Annotated in this window: 19 protein-coding genes and 1 tRNA gene; 9 read left to right on the top strand and 11 right to left on the bottom strand. The window is 29.6% G+C overall.

The window, feature by feature from the left end; all coding sequences use genetic code 11:
* Positions 1-4: 4 nt before the first annotated feature.
* From ACTTAU_RS05790 to ACTTAU_RS05800, 3 genes are all read right to left on the bottom strand, one after another.
* Positions 5-90: transfer RNA gene (locus ACTTAU_RS05790), tRNA-Leu, on the bottom strand.
* Positions 78-485 (bottom strand): gamma-glutamylcyclotransferase family protein, encoded by a 408-nt coding sequence (locus ACTTAU_RS05795; protein ID WP_438303896.1) that lies wholly within the window; start codon positions 483-485, stop codon positions 78-80. Before ACTTAU_RS05795 ends, ACTTAU_RS05790 begins: the two co-directional genes overlap by 13 nt.
* Complete coding sequence (locus ACTTAU_RS05800) at positions 486-1235, bottom strand: competence/damage-inducible protein A (RefSeq protein ID WP_438303899.1); 750 nt, start codon at positions 1233-1235, stop codon at positions 486-488.
* A gap of 20 nt (positions 1236-1255) precedes the next feature.
* Between ACTTAU_RS05800 and sfsA the strand changes: the two genes are divergently transcribed.
* The 9 genes from sfsA to grxD are packed head-to-tail and all read left to right on the top strand — an operon-like array spanning position 1256 to position 8480.
* On the top strand, positions 1256-1954 hold the full coding sequence (gene sfsA, locus ACTTAU_RS05805) for a DNA/RNA nuclease SfsA (RefSeq protein ID WP_438303901.1): 699 nt from the start codon (positions 1256-1258) through the stop codon (positions 1952-1954).
* Positions 1947-2717 (top strand): type I methionyl aminopeptidase, encoded by a 771-nt coding sequence (gene map, locus ACTTAU_RS05810; protein ID WP_438303903.1) that lies wholly within the window; start codon positions 1947-1949, stop codon positions 2715-2717. Before sfsA ends, map begins: the two co-directional genes overlap by 8 nt.
* Positions 2718-2720: 3 nt before the next feature.
* Complete coding sequence (gene purB, locus ACTTAU_RS05815) at positions 2721-4013, top strand: adenylosuccinate lyase (protein ID WP_438303904.1); 1293 nt, start codon at positions 2721-2723, stop codon at positions 4011-4013.
* Positions 4013-4798, top strand: coding sequence for a phosphoribosylaminoimidazolesuccinocarboxamide synthase (purC, locus tag ACTTAU_RS05820; protein WP_438303907.1), 786 nt, complete (start codon positions 4013-4015; stop codon positions 4796-4798). The genes purB and purC overlap by 1 nt, the downstream gene beginning before the upstream one ends.
* A complete protein-coding gene (purS, locus tag ACTTAU_RS05825; protein ID WP_438303908.1) occupies positions 4795-5037 on the top strand; it encodes a phosphoribosylformylglycinamidine synthase subunit PurS in 243 nt (80 codons plus the stop codon). Before purC ends, purS begins: the two co-directional genes overlap by 4 nt.
* A 3-nt stretch (positions 5038-5040) precedes the next feature.
* Complete coding sequence (gene purQ, locus ACTTAU_RS05830) at positions 5041-5724, top strand: phosphoribosylformylglycinamidine synthase I (protein ID WP_438303909.1); 684 nt, start codon at positions 5041-5043, stop codon at positions 5722-5724.
* The gene (gene purL / locus ACTTAU_RS05835; RefSeq protein ID WP_440632922.1) at positions 5721-7913 is read left to right on the top strand and encodes a phosphoribosylformylglycinamidine synthase subunit PurL; all 2193 of its coding nucleotides are present in this window, start codon (positions 5721-5723) and stop codon (positions 7911-7913) included. The genes purQ and purL overlap by 4 nt, the downstream gene beginning before the upstream one ends.
* 1 nt (position 7914) lies before the next feature.
* Positions 7915-8145, top strand: a complete 231-nt coding sequence (locus ACTTAU_RS05840) for a BolA/IbaG family iron-sulfur metabolism protein (RefSeq protein WP_438303912.1) — start codon at positions 7915-7917, stop codon at positions 8143-8145.
* Positions 8145-8480 carry a Grx4 family monothiol glutaredoxin gene (gene grxD / locus ACTTAU_RS05845; RefSeq protein WP_438303913.1) on the top strand — a complete coding sequence of 112 codons (336 nt, stop codon included), beginning with the start codon at positions 8145-8147 and terminating at the stop codon, positions 8478-8480. Before ACTTAU_RS05840 ends, grxD begins: the two co-directional genes overlap by 1 nt.
* A gap of 8 nt (positions 8481-8488) precedes the next feature.
* On the opposite strand, the gene ACTTAU_RS05850 is transcribed toward grxD, so the two are convergent.
* From ACTTAU_RS05850 to ACTTAU_RS05885, 8 genes are read right to left on the bottom strand one after another with little or no spacing between them, the layout of a single operon-like run.
* A complete protein-coding gene (locus tag ACTTAU_RS05850; RefSeq protein ID WP_438303916.1) occupies positions 8489-9100 on the bottom strand; it encodes a class I SAM-dependent methyltransferase in 612 nt (203 codons plus the stop codon).
* A 5-nt stretch (positions 9101-9105) separates the two neighbouring features.
* On the bottom strand, positions 9106-9723 hold the full coding sequence (rpsD, locus tag ACTTAU_RS05855; RefSeq protein ID WP_438303918.1) for a 30S ribosomal protein S4: 618 nt from the start codon (positions 9721-9723) through the stop codon (positions 9106-9108).
* Between the two features lie 40 nt (positions 9724-9763).
* Positions 9764-10474 carry an RNA methyltransferase gene (locus tag ACTTAU_RS05860; protein WP_438303921.1) on the bottom strand — a complete coding sequence of 237 codons (711 nt, stop codon included), beginning with the start codon at positions 10472-10474 and terminating at the stop codon, positions 9764-9766.
* A 2-nt stretch (positions 10475-10476) separates the two neighbouring features.
* Entirely contained in the window at positions 10477-11340 is an 864-nt protein-coding gene (locus ACTTAU_RS05865) for an urea carboxylase-associated family protein (protein ID WP_438303923.1), read from the bottom strand.
* Between the two features lie 2 nt (positions 11341-11342).
* Complete coding sequence (gene cimA / locus ACTTAU_RS05870) at positions 11343-12944, bottom strand: citramalate synthase (RefSeq protein WP_438303925.1); 1602 nt, start codon at positions 12942-12944, stop codon at positions 11343-11345.
* A complete protein-coding gene (gene cysS / locus ACTTAU_RS05875; RefSeq protein ID WP_438303927.1) occupies positions 12941-14290 on the bottom strand; it encodes a cysteine--tRNA ligase in 1350 nt (449 codons plus the stop codon). The genes cimA and cysS overlap by 4 nt, the downstream gene beginning before the upstream one ends.
* A 45-nt stretch (positions 14291-14335) precedes the next feature.
* On the bottom strand, positions 14336-15073 hold the full coding sequence (gene nadE, locus ACTTAU_RS05880; RefSeq protein WP_438303929.1) for an NAD(+) synthase: 738 nt from the start codon (positions 15071-15073) through the stop codon (positions 14336-14338).
* A 39-nt stretch (positions 15074-15112) separates the two neighbouring features.
* Positions 15113-16492, bottom strand: coding sequence for a class II 3-deoxy-7-phosphoheptulonate synthase (locus tag ACTTAU_RS05885; protein WP_438303931.1), 1380 nt, complete (start codon positions 16490-16492; stop codon positions 15113-15115).
* Between the last annotated feature and the right edge of the window lie 10 nt (positions 16493-16502).

The raw sequence follows: 16502 nt of genomic DNA on the forward strand, positions 1-16502 counted from the left end.
TTAGTGGTGCCCTCGGCCAGACTCGAACTGGCACTCCGCAAGCGGCAAGGATTTTAAGTCCTTTGTGTCTACCAATTTCACCACGAGGGCATTAAAGCTTTTTTTAGATATTTTTCCTCTAGATTGCAATCCTTATATCCTCTTTTGACTACATTTAAATATCTTTCAGTTGGATACATGAAAGAAGTTTTTTTAACCATAGTATAAGTCATGATTAGTTTTTTGTGATAAGTAAAATAATATTTTTTATATAAGATTGGATAATCCTCATAGACATCAAGTTTTTTTTCATCACTCTTTGAAATTTCAAACATACCACCTGGTACTAATGAACCTTTTTTATATTCAATATCAGCAGCTCTATATTTACTTCTAAATGTTAATTTAAAGTTCTTTAAATTTATCTTCTTTAAAAATATACTATCTTTGCATCTTCTTTTCATTTGAAAATGATTAAGGTTGCTCCCATATGCAAAATAAAGCATTTATCTTTCAACAATTTCTATTTTTTTTTCTTTAACAAATTTTAAAATTTGCAAATTACATTGATCAATTTTAGATTGATCTTCAGATCTTAATACAATTGAAACTCCTAATTTACCTGCTTGAAAAAAAGGATAGCTGCCAATCTCCACTTCATTATTATTATCTTGAACTTTTGTTAACGACTCCGCTATTTCACTTTCAACTGTTCTTAAACTTATTGTAAGACTTTTTATTGGTTCCCCACCAACAATTTTATTTTTTAATCCTCCCAACATAGATTTTAAAATTGATGGAACTCCTGGTAAGCAAAAAACATTTTCAACATTAAAACCTGGGGCGCCACTTGTAGGATTTAAAATTAAATTAGCATTCATTGGCATCCAGGTCATTTTTTGTCTACCTTCATTAAATTCACCTGACTTGTAATATGCTTCTAAAATTTTGAACGCCTCTTTATGAATTTCATATTTTAGATCAAATGCTTTGGAAATAGATTGTGCGGTTATATCATCGTGTGTGGGTCCTATTCCACCTGTTGTAAAAACATAATCATAATTTTTTCTTAAAAAGTTTATTGTATCTATAATTGTTTTTTCAATATCAGGTATCACTCTTACTTCACCAACTTTTACACCAATAGAGTTTAGCCATATAGCTATTGTCGAAGTGTTGGTATCTTGAGTTCTGCCCGAAAGAATTTCATTGCCAATAATTAAAATTGCGGCATTAACTTTTATGTTTTTATTCACATAAAATGTATAATCTATGGATGAAATTTTCCAAGCCTCTAATAAAAGGAAAACTAATCAAACGATATAAACGTTTTTTTGCAGACATAAAAATAAATAAGGAAATTGTTACTGCACATTGTCCAAATACTGGTTCAATGCAAGGCTTATTAGATGAAGGTAATGAAGTTTACTTGCTTCCCAACAATGATCCAAAAAGAAAACTAAAATATGGATTAGAAATTATAAAAACAAGAAAAAACCTTGTTGGTGTTAATACTCATAATGCAAATAAAATAGCTCACCATGCTTTAAAAAAAAACCTTATAGAAGAAATTAAAGATAGTAACTTAATTAAGCCAGAAGTTTTTTTTAATAAAGAAACTAGATTTGATTTTCTTATAGAAAAAAATAAACAAAAAAGTTTTCTAGAGGTTAAAAATGTTACTCTTTTTAGAGATAAAAAAACTGCTGAATTTCCTGATGCTGTAACTGAACGTGGTTCAAAACATTTATTAACACTAATAGATGCTATAAAAAAAGGATTTAAGGCTTATTTGTTATTTTTAGTTCAAATTCAAAACATGAAAGAGTTTAAAATAGCTAAAGACATTGATATCAATTATCATAATAATTATTTGCTAGCTAAAAAAGCTGGTGTTAATTTCCTTGCTTATGGATGTAGCATAAATGCAAAAAAAATTTATATAGATAAAAAACTAAAAATTATTGATGACTGATTATATAGAAAAATTTGAAAAAATGAGAGTTGCTGGAAAGTTAGCAGCACAAACTTTGGATATGCTTACCACTCATATTAAGGAAGGTATCTCAACTGATTATATTGATAAACTTGGGTATGAATTTATAAGAGACCATGGTGGATATTCTGCTCCACTTTATTATAGAGGGTTTACAAAATCTTTATGCACATCTTTAAATCATGTTGTTTGTCATGGAATTCCTTCTGATAGAATTTTAAGAGATGGTGATGCAATTAATGTAGATGTAACAGCCATTGTGGATGAACATTATGGAGATACAAGTAGAATGTTTTCTATAGGTAATACTTCTGTGAAATTGAATAATCTAATTGATGTAACATATGAATCCATGATGAATGCAATAAAGATTTTAAAACCTGGAATAAGACTTGGAGATATTGGTTATGAAATACAATCATTTGTTGAAGAAAAAGGTTTTTCAGTTGTTAGAGATTTTTGTGGTCATGGTATAAGCACAACATTTCACGAGCCACCAAATATACTTCACTATGGTAATAAAAATAATGGAATGGAATTGAGACCAGGCATGACTTTTACAATCGAGCCAATGATTAATGCAGGAAAATTTCCAATAAAAATGTTAAATGATGGATGGACAGCAGTTACAAAGGATAAATCTTTATCAGCACAATTTGAGCATACACTGGGAATTACTGAAAATGGTTATGAAATATTCACAGAATCTGCTAAAGGTTTTTTAAAGCCTCCATATTTATAATTAATGATAAAAAGATATTCTCGAAAAGAACTCACTGACATTTGGTCAGAAGAAAATAAATATCAAATTTGGTTAGATGTTGAAGTTGCTGCGGCTGAAGCAATGGAGAAACTAAATCAAATTCCTAAAGGTGTAGCCTCAATAGTAAGAAAAAAAACTCGAATAAATGTAAAAAGAATTCATCAAATTGAAGCCAAGGTAAAACACGACGTTATAGCTTTTCTAACTTCTGTAACAGAAAAAGCTGGTATTAAAGCAAGATATTTACATCAAGGAATGACCTCTTCAGATGTTCTAGATACAAGTTTTAATATTCAAATGGTCCAATCTGGTATGATAATTCTTAAAGATATAGATCAAATCTTAAAAGTTTTAAAAAGGCAGGCTAAAAAATACAAACTAACTCCTTGTATGGGAAGAAGTCACGGTATTCATGCTGAACCTATAACATTTGGATTAAAATTGGCTTCGTTTTACGAAGAATTTAAAAGGAACCGTAAAAGACTTGTTGATGCTATAAATGAAGTTTCTACCTGTGCCATTTCAGGTGCTGTTGGAACGTTTGCAAATATTAACCCAAATGTTGAAAAACATGTTGCAAAAAAATTAGGATTAAAAGTAGAACCTATATCAACACAAGTTATTCCAAGAGACAGGCATGCATTTTATTTTTCTATTTTAGGAATTATCGCAGGTTCAATTGAAAGAGTTGCAATTGAGATCAGGCATCTACAAAGAACTGAAGTATATGAATTACAAGAATTTTTTTCAAAAAATCAAAAAGGTTCATCGGCAATGCCACACAAAAAAAATCCAATTTTAAGTGAGAATTTAACTGGACTAGCAAGAATGGTTAGAAGTGCTGTTGTGCCTGCCTTAGAAAATATTGCCCTATGGCATGAAAGAGATATTTCACATTCAAGTGTTGAGAGAAACATTGGTCCAGATGCAAATATTACAATTGATTTTGCATTAGTAAGATTAACAAACATTCTTAATAATATGGTTGTGTACCCAAAAAAAATGTTAGAAAATTTAAATTTAACTAAAGGATTAATCTTTTCACAAGAATTAATGCTAGAACTTACCAAATCTGGTCTAAGCAGAGAAAAATCTTACAAAATGGTACAAACATACTCAAAAAAATGTTTTGCTGAAAACTTAAATTTATTTGATGTAGTATTAAATGATAAATTTATCATGAGCAAAATTACTATAAAAAAATTAAAAGAAATTTTTAGCTACAATAAACATTTCAAAAACGTTAATTTAATTTTTAAAAGAGTATTTGAATAATGAAAAAAGGTAAAAAACTTTACGAAGGAAAAGCAAAAATTATTTATGCTACAACTGATAAAAATTTAGTTATTCAGTATTTTAAAGACGATGCAACTGCTTTTAACAATCAAAAAAAAAGCACTATTGAAGGAAAAGGTGTTTTAAACAATAGAATTTCAGAACATATTCTTTCAAACTTATCTCAAATAGGAATTAAAAATCATTTAGTTAAAAGACTTAATATGAGGGAACAGATTATAAAGTTAGTAGAGATAATTCCTATTGAATTTATTGTAAGAAACGTTGCAACAGGTTCTATTACAAAAAGACTTGGAATTGAAGATGGAACAGTTTTAAAAGAACCTCTAATTGAATATTGCTTAAAAGATGACAAACTTGGAGATCCATTAATAGCTGAGGAACATGTCTATGCTTTTGATTGGGCTACAAAGAAAGAAATAGAAAAAGTAAAAAAAATGATTTTAAGAATTAATGACTTTATGATTGGTATGTTTAGAGGTGTTGGTATTAAACTAATTGATTTTAAACTAGAATTTGGAAGATATAAATTTAATGGAAAATCAGAAGTAATTTTGGCTGATGAAATAAGCCCTGACACATGCAGATTGTGGGATAGTATTACTGACAAAAAACTTGATAAGGATAGGTTTAGAAAAGATTTAGGTGATCTAATTCCAGCATACACTGAAGTGGCCAAAAGACTTGGTATACTTCATGAACAGTCTAACGTTTCAGCAGTAAATGTCACAAAATTGTCTTCAGTCAAAAAAAAACGTAAATGAAAATTTCAGTAATCATCACACTTAAAAAGGATGTACTTGATCCACAAGGAAAAGTTATCCAGCAAACTTTAAATGGTATTGGATTTAATAACATTAATGAAGTTAGGCAAGGTAAATACTTTGAAATAGATACAAAAGAAACAGATCCAAAAAAAGCTAAAGATCAAGTAGAAGAAATGTGTAAAAAACTTTTAGCAAATCTTGTCATTGAAAATTATAAAATTATTGATGCTCAATAATTAATGAAATCATCAGTCATTACATTTCCTGGTTCAAATTGTGACAGAGATATGGACGTTGCTTTAAAAAAATTTGGTTTCAAAAATAAAATGGTTTGGCACAATGATGTTGAATTACCAAAAAGTGATTTGGTAGTTCTTCCTGGCGGTTTTTCATATGGCGATTATTTAAGATGTGGAAGTATGGCATCTAAATCCAAAATAATGCAATCTGTTATCAATTTTGCAAATTCTGGAGGCATGGTAATGGGTATTTGTAATGGTTTTCAAATTTTAGTTGAAACAGGTTTGGTTCCAGGGGTGCTGTTAAGAAATAAATATCTAGAATTTATTTGTAAAAATATTTTTGTAAAAATTAACAACAAGCAGAACACTTATTTTAAAAATATTGATAATGAAATTTTAGAATTGCATATAGCTCATAACGAGGGTAATTATTTTTGCACTAATGATCAATTAAAAAAAATTAAAGATAATGAGCAAATAGCAATTAATTATTGCAGTAAAGATGGAAAAATTGATGAACAATTTAATCCAAATGGTTCAATTGAAAATATTGCGGGCATTTTTAATAAAGAAAAAAATGTTTTGGGGATGATGCCCCACCCTGAAAGAATGATTGATAAGTACTTATCTGGAGAAGATGGGTCACTTTTTTTTAACAACCTTCTTAATAATATGAAATGATTGTAAACGAACAAGTGGCTATAGATCACGGTCTTAAAAAAGAAGAATATAAAAAGATATGTGAACTTTTAGATAGAACTCCTAATATTACTGAACTTGGAATATTTTCTGCAATGTGGAATGAACATTGCTCTTATAAATCTTCAAGACTGCATCTTAAAAAACTTCCAACTAAAGGGAGACAAGTAATTCAGGGTCCTGGTGAAAATGCCGGTGTAGTTGATATAGGAGATGATGATGCAATTGTATTTAAAATAGAAAGTCATAATCATCCATCATTTATAGAACCTTATCAAGGTGCTGCAACTGGGGTTGGTGGAATAATGAGAGATGTGTTTACTATGGGTGCAAGACCTATTGCTAATTTAAATTCAATTCACTTTGGTTCTCCTCAACATAAAAAAACAAAAAATTTATTAAGAGGTGTTGTTCATGGAATTGGTGGCTACGGAAATTGTATTGGAATTCCAACTATAGCTGGTCAAACAAGTTTTGACAGCTCTTACAATGGTAATATTTTGGTAAATGCAATGACTTTGGGTTTGGTTAAAAAAGATAAAATATTTTACTCAAAAGCTGCTGGATTAAATAAGCCAGTAATATATGTAGGTTCTAAAACTGGTCGTGATGGCATTCATGGTGCAAGTATGGCCTCAGCTAGTTTTGATGAAAAAATTGAAGAAAAAAAACCAACTGTCCAAGTTGGAGATCCTTTTACTGAAAAATTATTACTTGAGGCTTGTCTCGAGTTAATGGCTGGAGATTCAATTATTGCAATTCAAGACATGGGCGCGGCTGGACTAACTTCATCAAGTATTGAAATGGCTTCAAAAGGAAATTTAGGAATAGAAATTGATTTAAACAAAGTGCCCACAAGAGAGGCAAACATGACTCCATATGAAATTATGTTGTCTGAAAGTCAGGAAAGAATGTTGATCGTTCTTGAAAATGGTAAAGAGGAAGCTGCAAAAAAGATATTTGATAAATGGGATCTAGATTTTGCTGTAATTGGAAAAACAACTAAATCTAAAAAAATTGAACTTTTTTTTGATAAAGAAAAAGTTGCAGATATCCCTGTAAATACATTGGTTGAAAACTCACCTATGTATGATCGTAAATGGAAAAAAGCTAAACTTCCAAAAAAAATTAAAATTAAAAAAGAAGATGTTAATAATTTAAAAATTATTGAAGTTCTTAAGAAAATTTTATCTAATCCAAATATTTGTAACAAAGAATGGATTTGGCAACAATATGATCATACTGTTATGGGAGATACTATTCAAAAACCAGGCGGAGACTCAGGTGTGGTAAGAGTGCACGGCACAAATAAAGCTGTAGCTGCATCTGTGGACTCATCTGCCGTTTATTGTTGGGCTCATCCACTAACAGGTGGAAAACAGGTTGTTTGTGAAAGTTTTAGAAATTTAATTTCTGTCGGAGCAAAACCTATTGCTATTACAAATTGTTTAAATTTTGGAAGCCCTGAAAATGAAGAAAATATGGGTGAGTTTGTTGAATGTGTTAAGGGAATTAGTGAAGCTAGTGAATATTTAAAATTTCCAGTAGTTTCAGGAAACGTGTCTTTCTACAACCAAACAAAAAACATTGGTATTAAACCAACACCCTCAATTGGTGGAGTAGGATTAATTAAAGACTATCAAAAAATGATTACGATGGATTTAAAAGAGGTAGATAATATTGTTTTAGTTATAGGAAAAACTGAAGGTCATATTGATCAAAGTGTGTTTGCAAGAAATATTTTAGATGAAAAAAATGGTCCTCCTCCTGACGTTAATCTTTTTAACGAAAAAAATAATGGTGAAACAGTATTAAAACTAATTGATGCTGGCTTAATTAAAAGTGCTCATGATGTTTCTCTTGGTGGAATTATAACTGCAATTAGCAAAATGTGCATAAAAGGAAATAAAGGAATTAATCTTAAAAAATCAAAATATCTTATCAGTGATATTGAGTATTTCTTTTCAGAAGATCAGGGTCGTTACTTAATTGAAGTAACCAAGAAAGATTTGAAAAAAGTAACTAATGTGCTTGATAAAAATGCAGTTCATTATGATGAATTAGGAATAATAAATGAAGATCAACTTTATATTAATGAAAAGTCAAAAATTACAATTGACGAGCTAAAATCATCAAATACAAGTTGGTTGAGTAAATATATGGATAATTAAAATGGCAATGGATTTAAAAGAAATTGAGAGTTTAATTAAAGATGCATTGACTGATGCAACTGTTGAAATTCAAGACTTAGCAGGAGATGGAAATCATTATTCTGCGACAGTAACCTCTTCTCAGTTTTCTGGTAAAAGTAAAATTGAACAACATAAGATGGTATACAATTCTCTAAAAGGCAAAATGGGAAACGAATTACATGCACTAGCAATTAAAACAAAGGAACAATAATGGATGAAGATATAAAAAATTTGATTGAAAATCATATTAACACAAATGAAGTATGTTTATTTATGAAAGGAACACCGGATGCTCCGCAATGTGGATTTTCAATGGCAGTTTCAAATATGCTTAAAATCTTGGATGTTAGTTTTAAAGGTATAAATGTTTTAGAAGATCAGAATCTAAGAGAAGGTATTAAAACTTTTAGTGACTGGCCAACCATCCCGCAGCTATATATCAAAAAGGAATTTGTTGGCGGTTGTGATATTGTTAAAGAAATGTATGAAAATGGTGAGCTTAAAAAAATGCTTGAGAGTAAAGGGATAAACTTCAAAAAAAATTAATTTTAAATCTATCTTATTATATTTCTTAATATTTTTGAAAAAAACTTTCTGATTAACGTTAATCTTGAAATTTTTTCAAACCTAAAACTATCATTTTCAATTAATTCAAATTCAATTGAATTTTGCCAGAATAATTCCAGTATTAAGCTCTGCCTAAAATATTTTGAGAGTTTTTTTGCAGTAGAGACAGTTATTAATGGTTCTAAATATTGAATTCTTTTTTTAATTAATAATCTATTCTCTATATCATCAAATTCCACATGCCAAATATGATCATTTTTATTTTCAAAAACCAAATTATCTTCTAATGGAGTTGGTAACTCAATATAACCTGTTGAAGAAATTCTCTCTAATTCTTTAATAAAAAATGTTACATCTTCAACGTGTTCAATCACATGAGAGGCTATTACAAAATCAAATTCTTTATCTCTAAAAGGTAATTTTTTGTCATTAAGTTTAATAAATTTTTTATCTTTATAGAAATTTGATAAATCTTGAACATCACATACTACGTTAGCTTTTTTATGTGCCGTAAAACCACAACCGATATCTAATACCTTCCAATCTGGATTTTGGATAATTAGGTTATCTATGAATTGTTTTGAAGATCTTTTGATCAAAACTATTATCTTGAATAATATTCAATAACCAGGTTTGGCTCCATCACAATAGGATATGGAACCTCTTCAAATTTAGGTATTCTTACAAATTTTAATTTCTTATTTTTTTCATCCATTTGAATATATTCTGGCGTTTCTCTTTCTTTATTTGCTAGAGCTATATCAATAATTGCAAGCTGTTTAGACTTGTCTCTAATTTCAATTGAGTCTTCTTCTTTAGCTGAATATGAGGCTATGTTAACTTTTTTACCATTCACTTTTACGTGACCATGGTTAATTAATTGTCTTGCAGAAAATATAGTAGATGCAAATTTTGCCCTATAAATAATTGCATCAAGTCTTCTCTCTAAAAGACCAATTAAATTCTCACTTGTATCACCTTTAAGCATAGTAGCTTTTTTGTAAATATTTCTAAACTGTCTTTCATTAATATTACCATAATAAGCTTTTAATTTTTGCTTAGCTTGCAACTGAATTCCATAATCAGATGGTTTTGAAGATCTTGTTTGACCATGTTGACCAGGCCCATATGCTCTTGTGTTAAAAGGACTTTTTGGTCTTCCCCATAAATTAACCTTTAATCTTCTATCTACTTTATGTTTAGAGTTTAATCTTTTTGTCATTTGAATATGGGTTTTATAAACTTACTCTTAAGATTGTCAATCAACGTTTTTTTCCTAAACTTGCAAATACACCAGATAAAATGCGGGTTTCTTTAGATGATAATTCCATTCTGTAAAAGATATTTCTTAAGTTCTCCAACATAATTGCTTTCTTTTCCTTAGGTTTAAAAAAATTAATTTCATCTAAATTTTTTACACATAAATCAGCCATCAGTAAAATTTCTTGCTTTGAAGCTGGTCTAATTTTGCTTGATTTTAAAAACTTTAAAGTTCTAGATCTAAGAATACTTGAAGCATAATTGGCAATAATTATTAGACTATGAGATAAATTTAATGATTTAAATTTAGGATTAGTTGGTATTTGTAAAGTATAATTGCAATAACTTATTTCATTATTTGATAATCCTGAAGCTTCTGAACCAAAAAGAAAAGCTATTTTTTTTTTAAAATTTATTTCCTTTAAATCTTCTAATTGAATATGTTTAATATTTTTATTTCTAAATCTTGCTGATGTTGCAATAACAATATCAATATTTTTAAGAGCAGATTTTAAATCTTTAAAAGTTTTACTTCTATTTATAACATCTTTAGCACCAACAGAGGTTGCTAGAATTTTATCATTTGGAAAAATTGGTTTAGGGTCAACTACAATCAATTTTTGAAAATCAAAATTTTTCATTGCCCTAGCACAAGCACCGATATTCTCTGAAAGTTGAGGCTTATGTAAAATAAAAGAAATATTATTCGGCATAATTATTTTATGCCATGATCTCTATTATAATTTGAAATATTTGATGCTTTAAAACCATTTAAATATTCTTGATCAACTAACCAAATACTAACTTTTAGTGGATAGCATTTTGCAGTATCTGATGAATGTTCTGAACCGCAATCTCCCCCAGGACAAGCTGAAAGAGCACCCAGGATATCTGTCTCAGCATAGAATTCTAAATAGTCACCTGGTCTAACTGGACTTGCCTTCATAAAATATTGTTTAGTGTCATTTGTAAATCCGGTTAACATAAAAACATTTAATACATCATGAACAATTTTTTCAGCTTCATCAATATTCAGATTTTTTTCCTTAACTAAAGCTCTGGTTAAATTTGAGTGACAACAGTAATGATAATCATTACCCGATAATAATTTAGAAGTATAAGGATCACATCTCGTTCCAATTACATCATGAACTGAGCCTCCGTCTTCATCATAATCATACCAGTCCAATGTATCCCAAGTTATCGTTGCTAGAGACCTTAAATAAGGAAAGCTACTGAACATTTTGTCCCCAACGGATAAATGTGTCCCATAAAGTGCTCTAGTTTTACCAGAATAAAATTTTTCATCTAAATTATTCAAATTAAATAAATTTAAATCTCCAACTTGAGGACCCTCAACACTTTCAATCCTAAAAAATTCTCCTTCTTTAACCTCAAAAGTTTTTGCATCTCTAGGTGGAATTAAAATTTCACTTTTTTTAACAAGGTTTTTTCTAGCTTTATGAAGAATATCTAAATTTTTTTCCTCTATATTATTATTGGGGTAACAAACAATGGGTTTAGCCCCTATTCTATCATTTATATCATCAGGTTTTTTTGAAAATTTTTTAATTTTCATACTTAATTGCTTGCAGGTGCATTATCTTTAAATAATTTATAATCTAAACTGTCTATTAATGCTTTAAATGATGCATCAATAATATTTGGTGATACCCCAATAGTAAACCAGTTGACCCCTTTTGCATCAGTGCTTTCAATGCTTACTCTTGTAACTGCTTCTGTGCCTGTATTTAAAATTCTTACTTTGTAATCGACTAATTTTAAATCTTTTAAGTACGAAGAATACTTTTCAAGTTTATTAACATTTTTTCTAATTGCGTTATCAAGAGCATGAACTGGCCCATTACCTTCACCTTCACATAATATTTTTTGACCATCTACTTCTAATTGTGCTTTTGCATAAGAAATTATTTCTCCTGAGACATTTTTCTTAACTGAAACATCATATTCATTAATTGAGATATATCTTGGGATTTCACCCATCAAACGCCTTGCTAATAATTCAAATGATGCATCAGCACCATCATAACTATAACCAATAAACTCCCTGTCTTTAACTTCGTTTAAAAGTTTTTTGATTTTAGGATCATTTTTTTCAATTTTTACACCTATTGAATTTAATCTTGAAATAATATTCGATTGACCTGATTGATCAGACACAACAATATTTCTTGAGTTTCCAACTGCCTCTGGCTCAATATGCTCATAAGTCTTAGGATCTTTTTGAACTGCTGAGACATGCATACCACCTTTATGTGAAAAAGCTGACGCACCAACATAAGGTAAATGTTTGTTTGGTTTTCTGTTTAATAATTCATCTAATAGTCTTGAGCATTGAGTTATTTTTTTTAAATTTTCTGGTTTAATATTTAATTCATAATTTTCAGAATAATCTTTTTTTAAAAAAAAAGTTGGTATTAGAGATGTAAGATTGGCGTTTCCACATCTTTCACCTAGCCCATTAATAGTTCCTTGAACTTGACGTACACCAGCTTGGACAGCTGCTAAACTGTTTGCAACTGCATTCTCTGTATCATTGTGAGCATGTATACCTAGATTATTTCCAGGTATAAGTTTTGAAACCTCAGAAACAATATTTCCAACTTCATGAGGAAGTGTTCCACCATTTGTATCACATAAAACAATCCATCTTGCGCCATTATCATAAGCTGATTTTATACATGCTAATGCATATTCTGGATTAGACTTGTATCCATCGAAAAAATGCTCTGCATCAAACATAAATTCCTTGCCTGATTTAACAATATGTTTTGTACTTTCACTGATATTGATAAGATTTTGTTCATTAGTAATACCTAAAGCAACATCAACTTGAAAATCCCAAGACTTACCAAACAGACAAACGGAAGAGCTTTTTGAGTTAATTAATGATGCTAACATTGGATCATTTTCGGCACTGTGTTCTAATTTCTTTGTCATTCCAAAAGCTGTAAGTTTTGCATTTTTAAATTCATGATCTTTATTAAAAAATTCAGTATCTGTCGGATTAGCTCCAGGCCAACCTCCCTCAATGTAATCTACACCTAAAATATCAAGTGAGTTTGCTATTTTTTGTTTATCATCAATAGAAAAATCTACACCTTGAGTTTGAGCTCCATCTCTAAGTGTTGTATCAAATATGTAAAGTCGTTCTTTACTCATTTTAATTTCCAAGAAGTTTTACCATCTTTATCTTCTATTAAAACACCTTTGTCTAAAAGGTAGTCTCTAATATTATCTGCTTCTTTATAGTTCTTATCTGCTCTAGCTTTGTCTCTAAGCTTTATTTTTTTTTTAATTTCTGCATCAGAAATTTCTACTTTAATCTTTTTAAAATCTAACCATTCTTTTTTAGTCTCATGAAGTAAACCTATAAAATTACATGCAGAATTAAAAATTTGTTTATCTTCATCATTTCCTTTGTAAGCTTTATCATAAAGCTTATGTAAATTAGCAATAAATCCTGGAGTATTTATATCATCATATAAAGGTTTAATAATTTCATCAGTTATTTTTTTGTTTGACGGTAAATAAACATTATACCATTTATCAATCGTATTTTGACAATCATCTAATAATTTATCATTCCAATCTAACGGTTGCTTATAGTGAGCGCTAATCAAAGCTAACCTTAAAACTTGTCCACTAATTTTTCCTTTAAAATCTTTAATCTTTAAAATATTTCCTTGAGATTTTGCCATTTTTTCATTCGACATAGTAATAAAAGCATTATGTAACCAATAGTTAGCAAAAACCTTGGTGTCATTTGCACACCTTGATTGAGCTATTTCATTTTCATGATGTGGAAAAATTAAATCAATGCCCCCACCATGTATGTCAAACTCATTACCTAAAAATTTCTTAGACATTGCAGAACATTCTAAGTGCCAACCAGGTCTACCTTTGCCCCAGGGAGAGTCCCATGATGGCTCATTTTCTAAAGAAGGTTTCCATAATACAAAATCTTCTGGGTTTTTTTTATTTTCACTTACTTCAATTCTTGAGCCTGCAATTAATTCATCTAACTTTTTATTTGATAATTTGCCATATTCATCAAACTTTTTAACTTCAAAATAAACATGGTTTTTATTTTCATAAGCATAACTTTTTTTAATTAGTTCAGAGATCATCTCGATCATTAAATTAATATGTTCAGTTGCTTTTGGTTGTTCTGTAGGATTTTCACAGTTTAAAAATTTACAATCATCGCTGAAACTTTTAATAATAGTTTGTGTTAAGTCAGAAATAGATATTTTTTTTTCCTCGGAAGATTTAATAATTTTATCATCTACGTCTGTAATGTTTCTAACATAAGTGACTGATGAATATTTGCTTTTAAGTATCTTAAATAAAACATCAAAAATAACTAAAGGTCTTGCATTACCAATGTGTGGATCATCGTAAACTGTTGGGCCACAAACATACATCCCTACATTTTTTTCATCAATCGGAACAAATTTTTCTTTTTTGTTATTTAGATTATTGGTTAAAAAAATATCATTACTCATAATTTTAGAAATATACCTAATTTATAGATTTGTGAATCTAATTGATTAATTTGGAATTTTGCAAACTGGAATTGGCTCCATTTTATGCAAATTTTGTTTTCTAATACTCTCGTATTTTTCTCTATTTACTGAATTGGGATTTACCATTGCTTCTTCTAACTCTTTATATTTTAATCCTAACTGACCTTCGTCAGTTCTTGCATCATCCCATAATCCATCAGTTGGTGCAGCCACTATAATTTCTTCAAGTATTCCAAGTTCTTTACCAAGTTCCCATACTTCTGTTTTGTTGCAATCAGCAATGGGTGATATATCTACTCCACCATCACCGTATTTAGTATAAAATCCAACACCAAAATCTTCAACCTTATTACCTGTGCCAACAACTATTCCCTTATTTGCAGCAGCTACTTGATAAAGTGTTGTCATTCTTAATCTTGCCCTAGAGTTTGCCATTCCATGCTCACTATTAAATTTAGATAAACTAGAAGTAAAAGATTGAAATAAATTATCTAAATTAATGGTGTACGCCTCAACATTTTTAAAATTTTTAACCAGCCAATCTTGGTGTTTTAAACTTAAATCATGTTGATTTGTTTTTTGTCTAATTGGCATAGACAGTGCAATTGTTTTGATACCCGTCATAGCACAAAGAGTGCTGGAAACAGAAGAGTCGATTCCACCTGATATTCCAATCACAAGTGATTGTGCTTTTGAAGGCATATTATCTACATAATTTTTTATCCAATTTGATATGAATATTTTTTTTTCTGAAGCTTTCATTATATTTAATAAATTTTTTAAAACTTTAAATTACAATACTTAAGATGCAACTTTATTTGCATTTTTGGAATAAGAGCTATTCTTTTTAATCTCATCTGAAATCAAAAAGGCTAATTCTAAAGCTTGATTTGCATTAAGTCTTGGATCGCAATGGGTATGGTATCTTGATGATAAATCCTCTTCTGAAATTTTATGAGCTCCACCAATACATTCTGTTACATCTTGACCAGTCAGTTCAATATGTAAACCGCCAGCATAACTGCCTTCACTTTGATGACATGCAAATACATTTTGTACTTCTTTTAACACACTATTAAAAGGTCTTGTTTTAAAACCAGTTGCAGCTTTAATAGTGTTACCATGGCATGGGTCACATGACCAAATAACGTTTAATCCTTCTTTTTTAATGGCTCTTATAAGTTTTGGTAAATATTTAGAAACATTATCAGCACCAAATCTTGAGATTAAGGTAATTTTTCCCTTTTCATTATTTGGATTAATTCTGTTACATAAATTAATTAAATCATCAGGTTCAAGAGTTGGACCACATTTGATACCTATTGGGTTTTCTATTCCTCTGCAAAATTCAACATGACCACCATCTAATTGTCTTGTACGGTCACCAATCCAAACAAAGTGTGCAGACGTATCATGATTTTCACCAGTTGTTGTATCAGTTCTTGTCATTGCTTCCTCAAATGGCAATAACAATGCTTCGTGTGAAGTCCAAAAATTAACAGTGTATAACCTATTATTGAAATCAGAATTTATTCCACATGCTTCCATAAAAGCTAAAGCATCTGCAATTTTATCCTCTAATTCTTTAAATCTTTTTGTTTCTGGGGTTTTTTTTATATAATCCAAGTTCCATAAATGAACTTTATTTAAATCTGCAAATCCACCTTTAGAAAATGCTCTGATTAAATTCAAAGTTGAAGCTGATTGTGAATAAGCTCTAAATAATCTTTTTGGATCTGGAACTCTAGCACTTTCTGAAAATTCCATCCCATTAATGTTATCCCCTAAATAGCTTGGTAATTCTACTCCATCTTTTACTTCAACAGGTGAGCTTCTTGGCTTAGAAAATTGACCAGCAATTCTTCCTAGCTTAACAACTGGTAAAGAGGCTGAATAGGTTAATACTAAAGACATTTGTAATAATAATTTAAATGTGTCTTTTATATTATCAGGATGAAACTCTGCAAAACTCTCAGCACAATCTCCTCCTTGTAATAAGAATGCTTTGCCATCAACAACATCAGCTAATTGAGATTTTAAATGTCTAGTTTCACCTGCAAATACTAATGGTGGAAATGCCTCAATTTTTTCCAAAACATTATCTAATTCTTTTTTATCTGGATACTCCGGTATGTGTTTAACAGGATAATTTCTCCAGCTATTTTTTTTCCAATTTTTCATACAACTAGGA

The sequence above is a fragment of the Candidatus Pelagibacter sp. HIMB1505 genome (assembly GCF_052047915.1).
In the GTDB taxonomy this organism is placed as follows: domain Bacteria; phylum Pseudomonadota; class Alphaproteobacteria; order Pelagibacterales; family Pelagibacteraceae; genus Pelagibacter; species Pelagibacter communis_A.

Excerpts from the sequence above, each read along its gene's own strand:
- nadE (WP_438303929.1), bottom strand. The coding sequence starts at position 15,073 with ATGAAAGCTTCAGAAAAAAAAATATTCATATCAAATTGGATAAAAAAT.
- purL (WP_440632922.1), top strand. The coding sequence starts at position 5,721 with ATGATTGTAAACGAACAAGTGGCTATAGATCACGGTCTTAAAAAAGAA.
- purS (WP_438303908.1), top strand. The coding sequence starts at position 4,795 with ATGAAAATTTCAGTAATCATCACACTTAAAAAGGATGTACTTGATCCA.
- cysS (WP_438303927.1), bottom strand. The coding sequence starts at position 14,290 with ATGAGTAATGATATTTTTTTAACCAATAATCTAAATAACAAAAAAGAA.
- ACTTAU_RS05860 (WP_438303921.1), bottom strand. The coding sequence starts at position 10,474 with ATGCCGAATAATATTTCTTTTATTTTACATAAGCCTCAACTTTCAGAG.
- map (WP_438303903.1), top strand. The coding sequence starts at position 1,947 with ATGACTGATTATATAGAAAAATTTGAAAAAATGAGAGTTGCTGGAAAG.
- purC (WP_438303907.1), top strand. The coding sequence starts at position 4,013 with ATGAAAAAAGGTAAAAAACTTTACGAAGGAAAAGCAAAAATTATTTAT.
- purQ (WP_438303909.1), top strand. The coding sequence starts at position 5,041 with ATGAAATCATCAGTCATTACATTTCCTGGTTCAAATTGTGACAGAGAT.
- ACTTAU_RS05840 (WP_438303912.1), top strand. The coding sequence starts at position 7,915 with ATGGCAATGGATTTAAAAGAAATTGAGAGTTTAATTAAAGATGCATTG.
- ACTTAU_RS05885 (WP_438303931.1), bottom strand. The coding sequence starts at position 16,492 with ATGAAAAATTGGAAAAAAAATAGCTGGAGAAATTATCCTGTTAAACAC.
- ACTTAU_RS05795 (WP_438303896.1), bottom strand. The coding sequence starts at position 485 with ATGCTTTATTTTGCATATGGGAGCAACCTTAATCATTTTCAAATGAAA.
- cimA (WP_438303925.1), bottom strand. The coding sequence starts at position 12,944 with ATGAGTAAAGAACGACTTTACATATTTGATACAACACTTAGAGATGGA.
- ACTTAU_RS05865 (WP_438303923.1), bottom strand. The coding sequence starts at position 11,340 with ATGAAAATTAAAAAATTTTCAAAAAAACCTGATGATATAAATGATAGA.
- sfsA (WP_438303901.1), top strand. The coding sequence starts at position 1,256 with ATGAAATTTTCCAAGCCTCTAATAAAAGGAAAACTAATCAAACGATAT.
- grxD (WP_438303913.1), top strand. The coding sequence starts at position 8,145 with ATGGATGAAGATATAAAAAATTTGATTGAAAATCATATTAACACAAAT.
- rpsD (WP_438303918.1), bottom strand. The coding sequence starts at position 9,723 with ATGACAAAAAGATTAAACTCTAAACATAAAGTAGATAGAAGATTAAAG.
- purB (WP_438303904.1), top strand. The coding sequence starts at position 2,721 with ATGATAAAAAGATATTCTCGAAAAGAACTCACTGACATTTGGTCAGAA.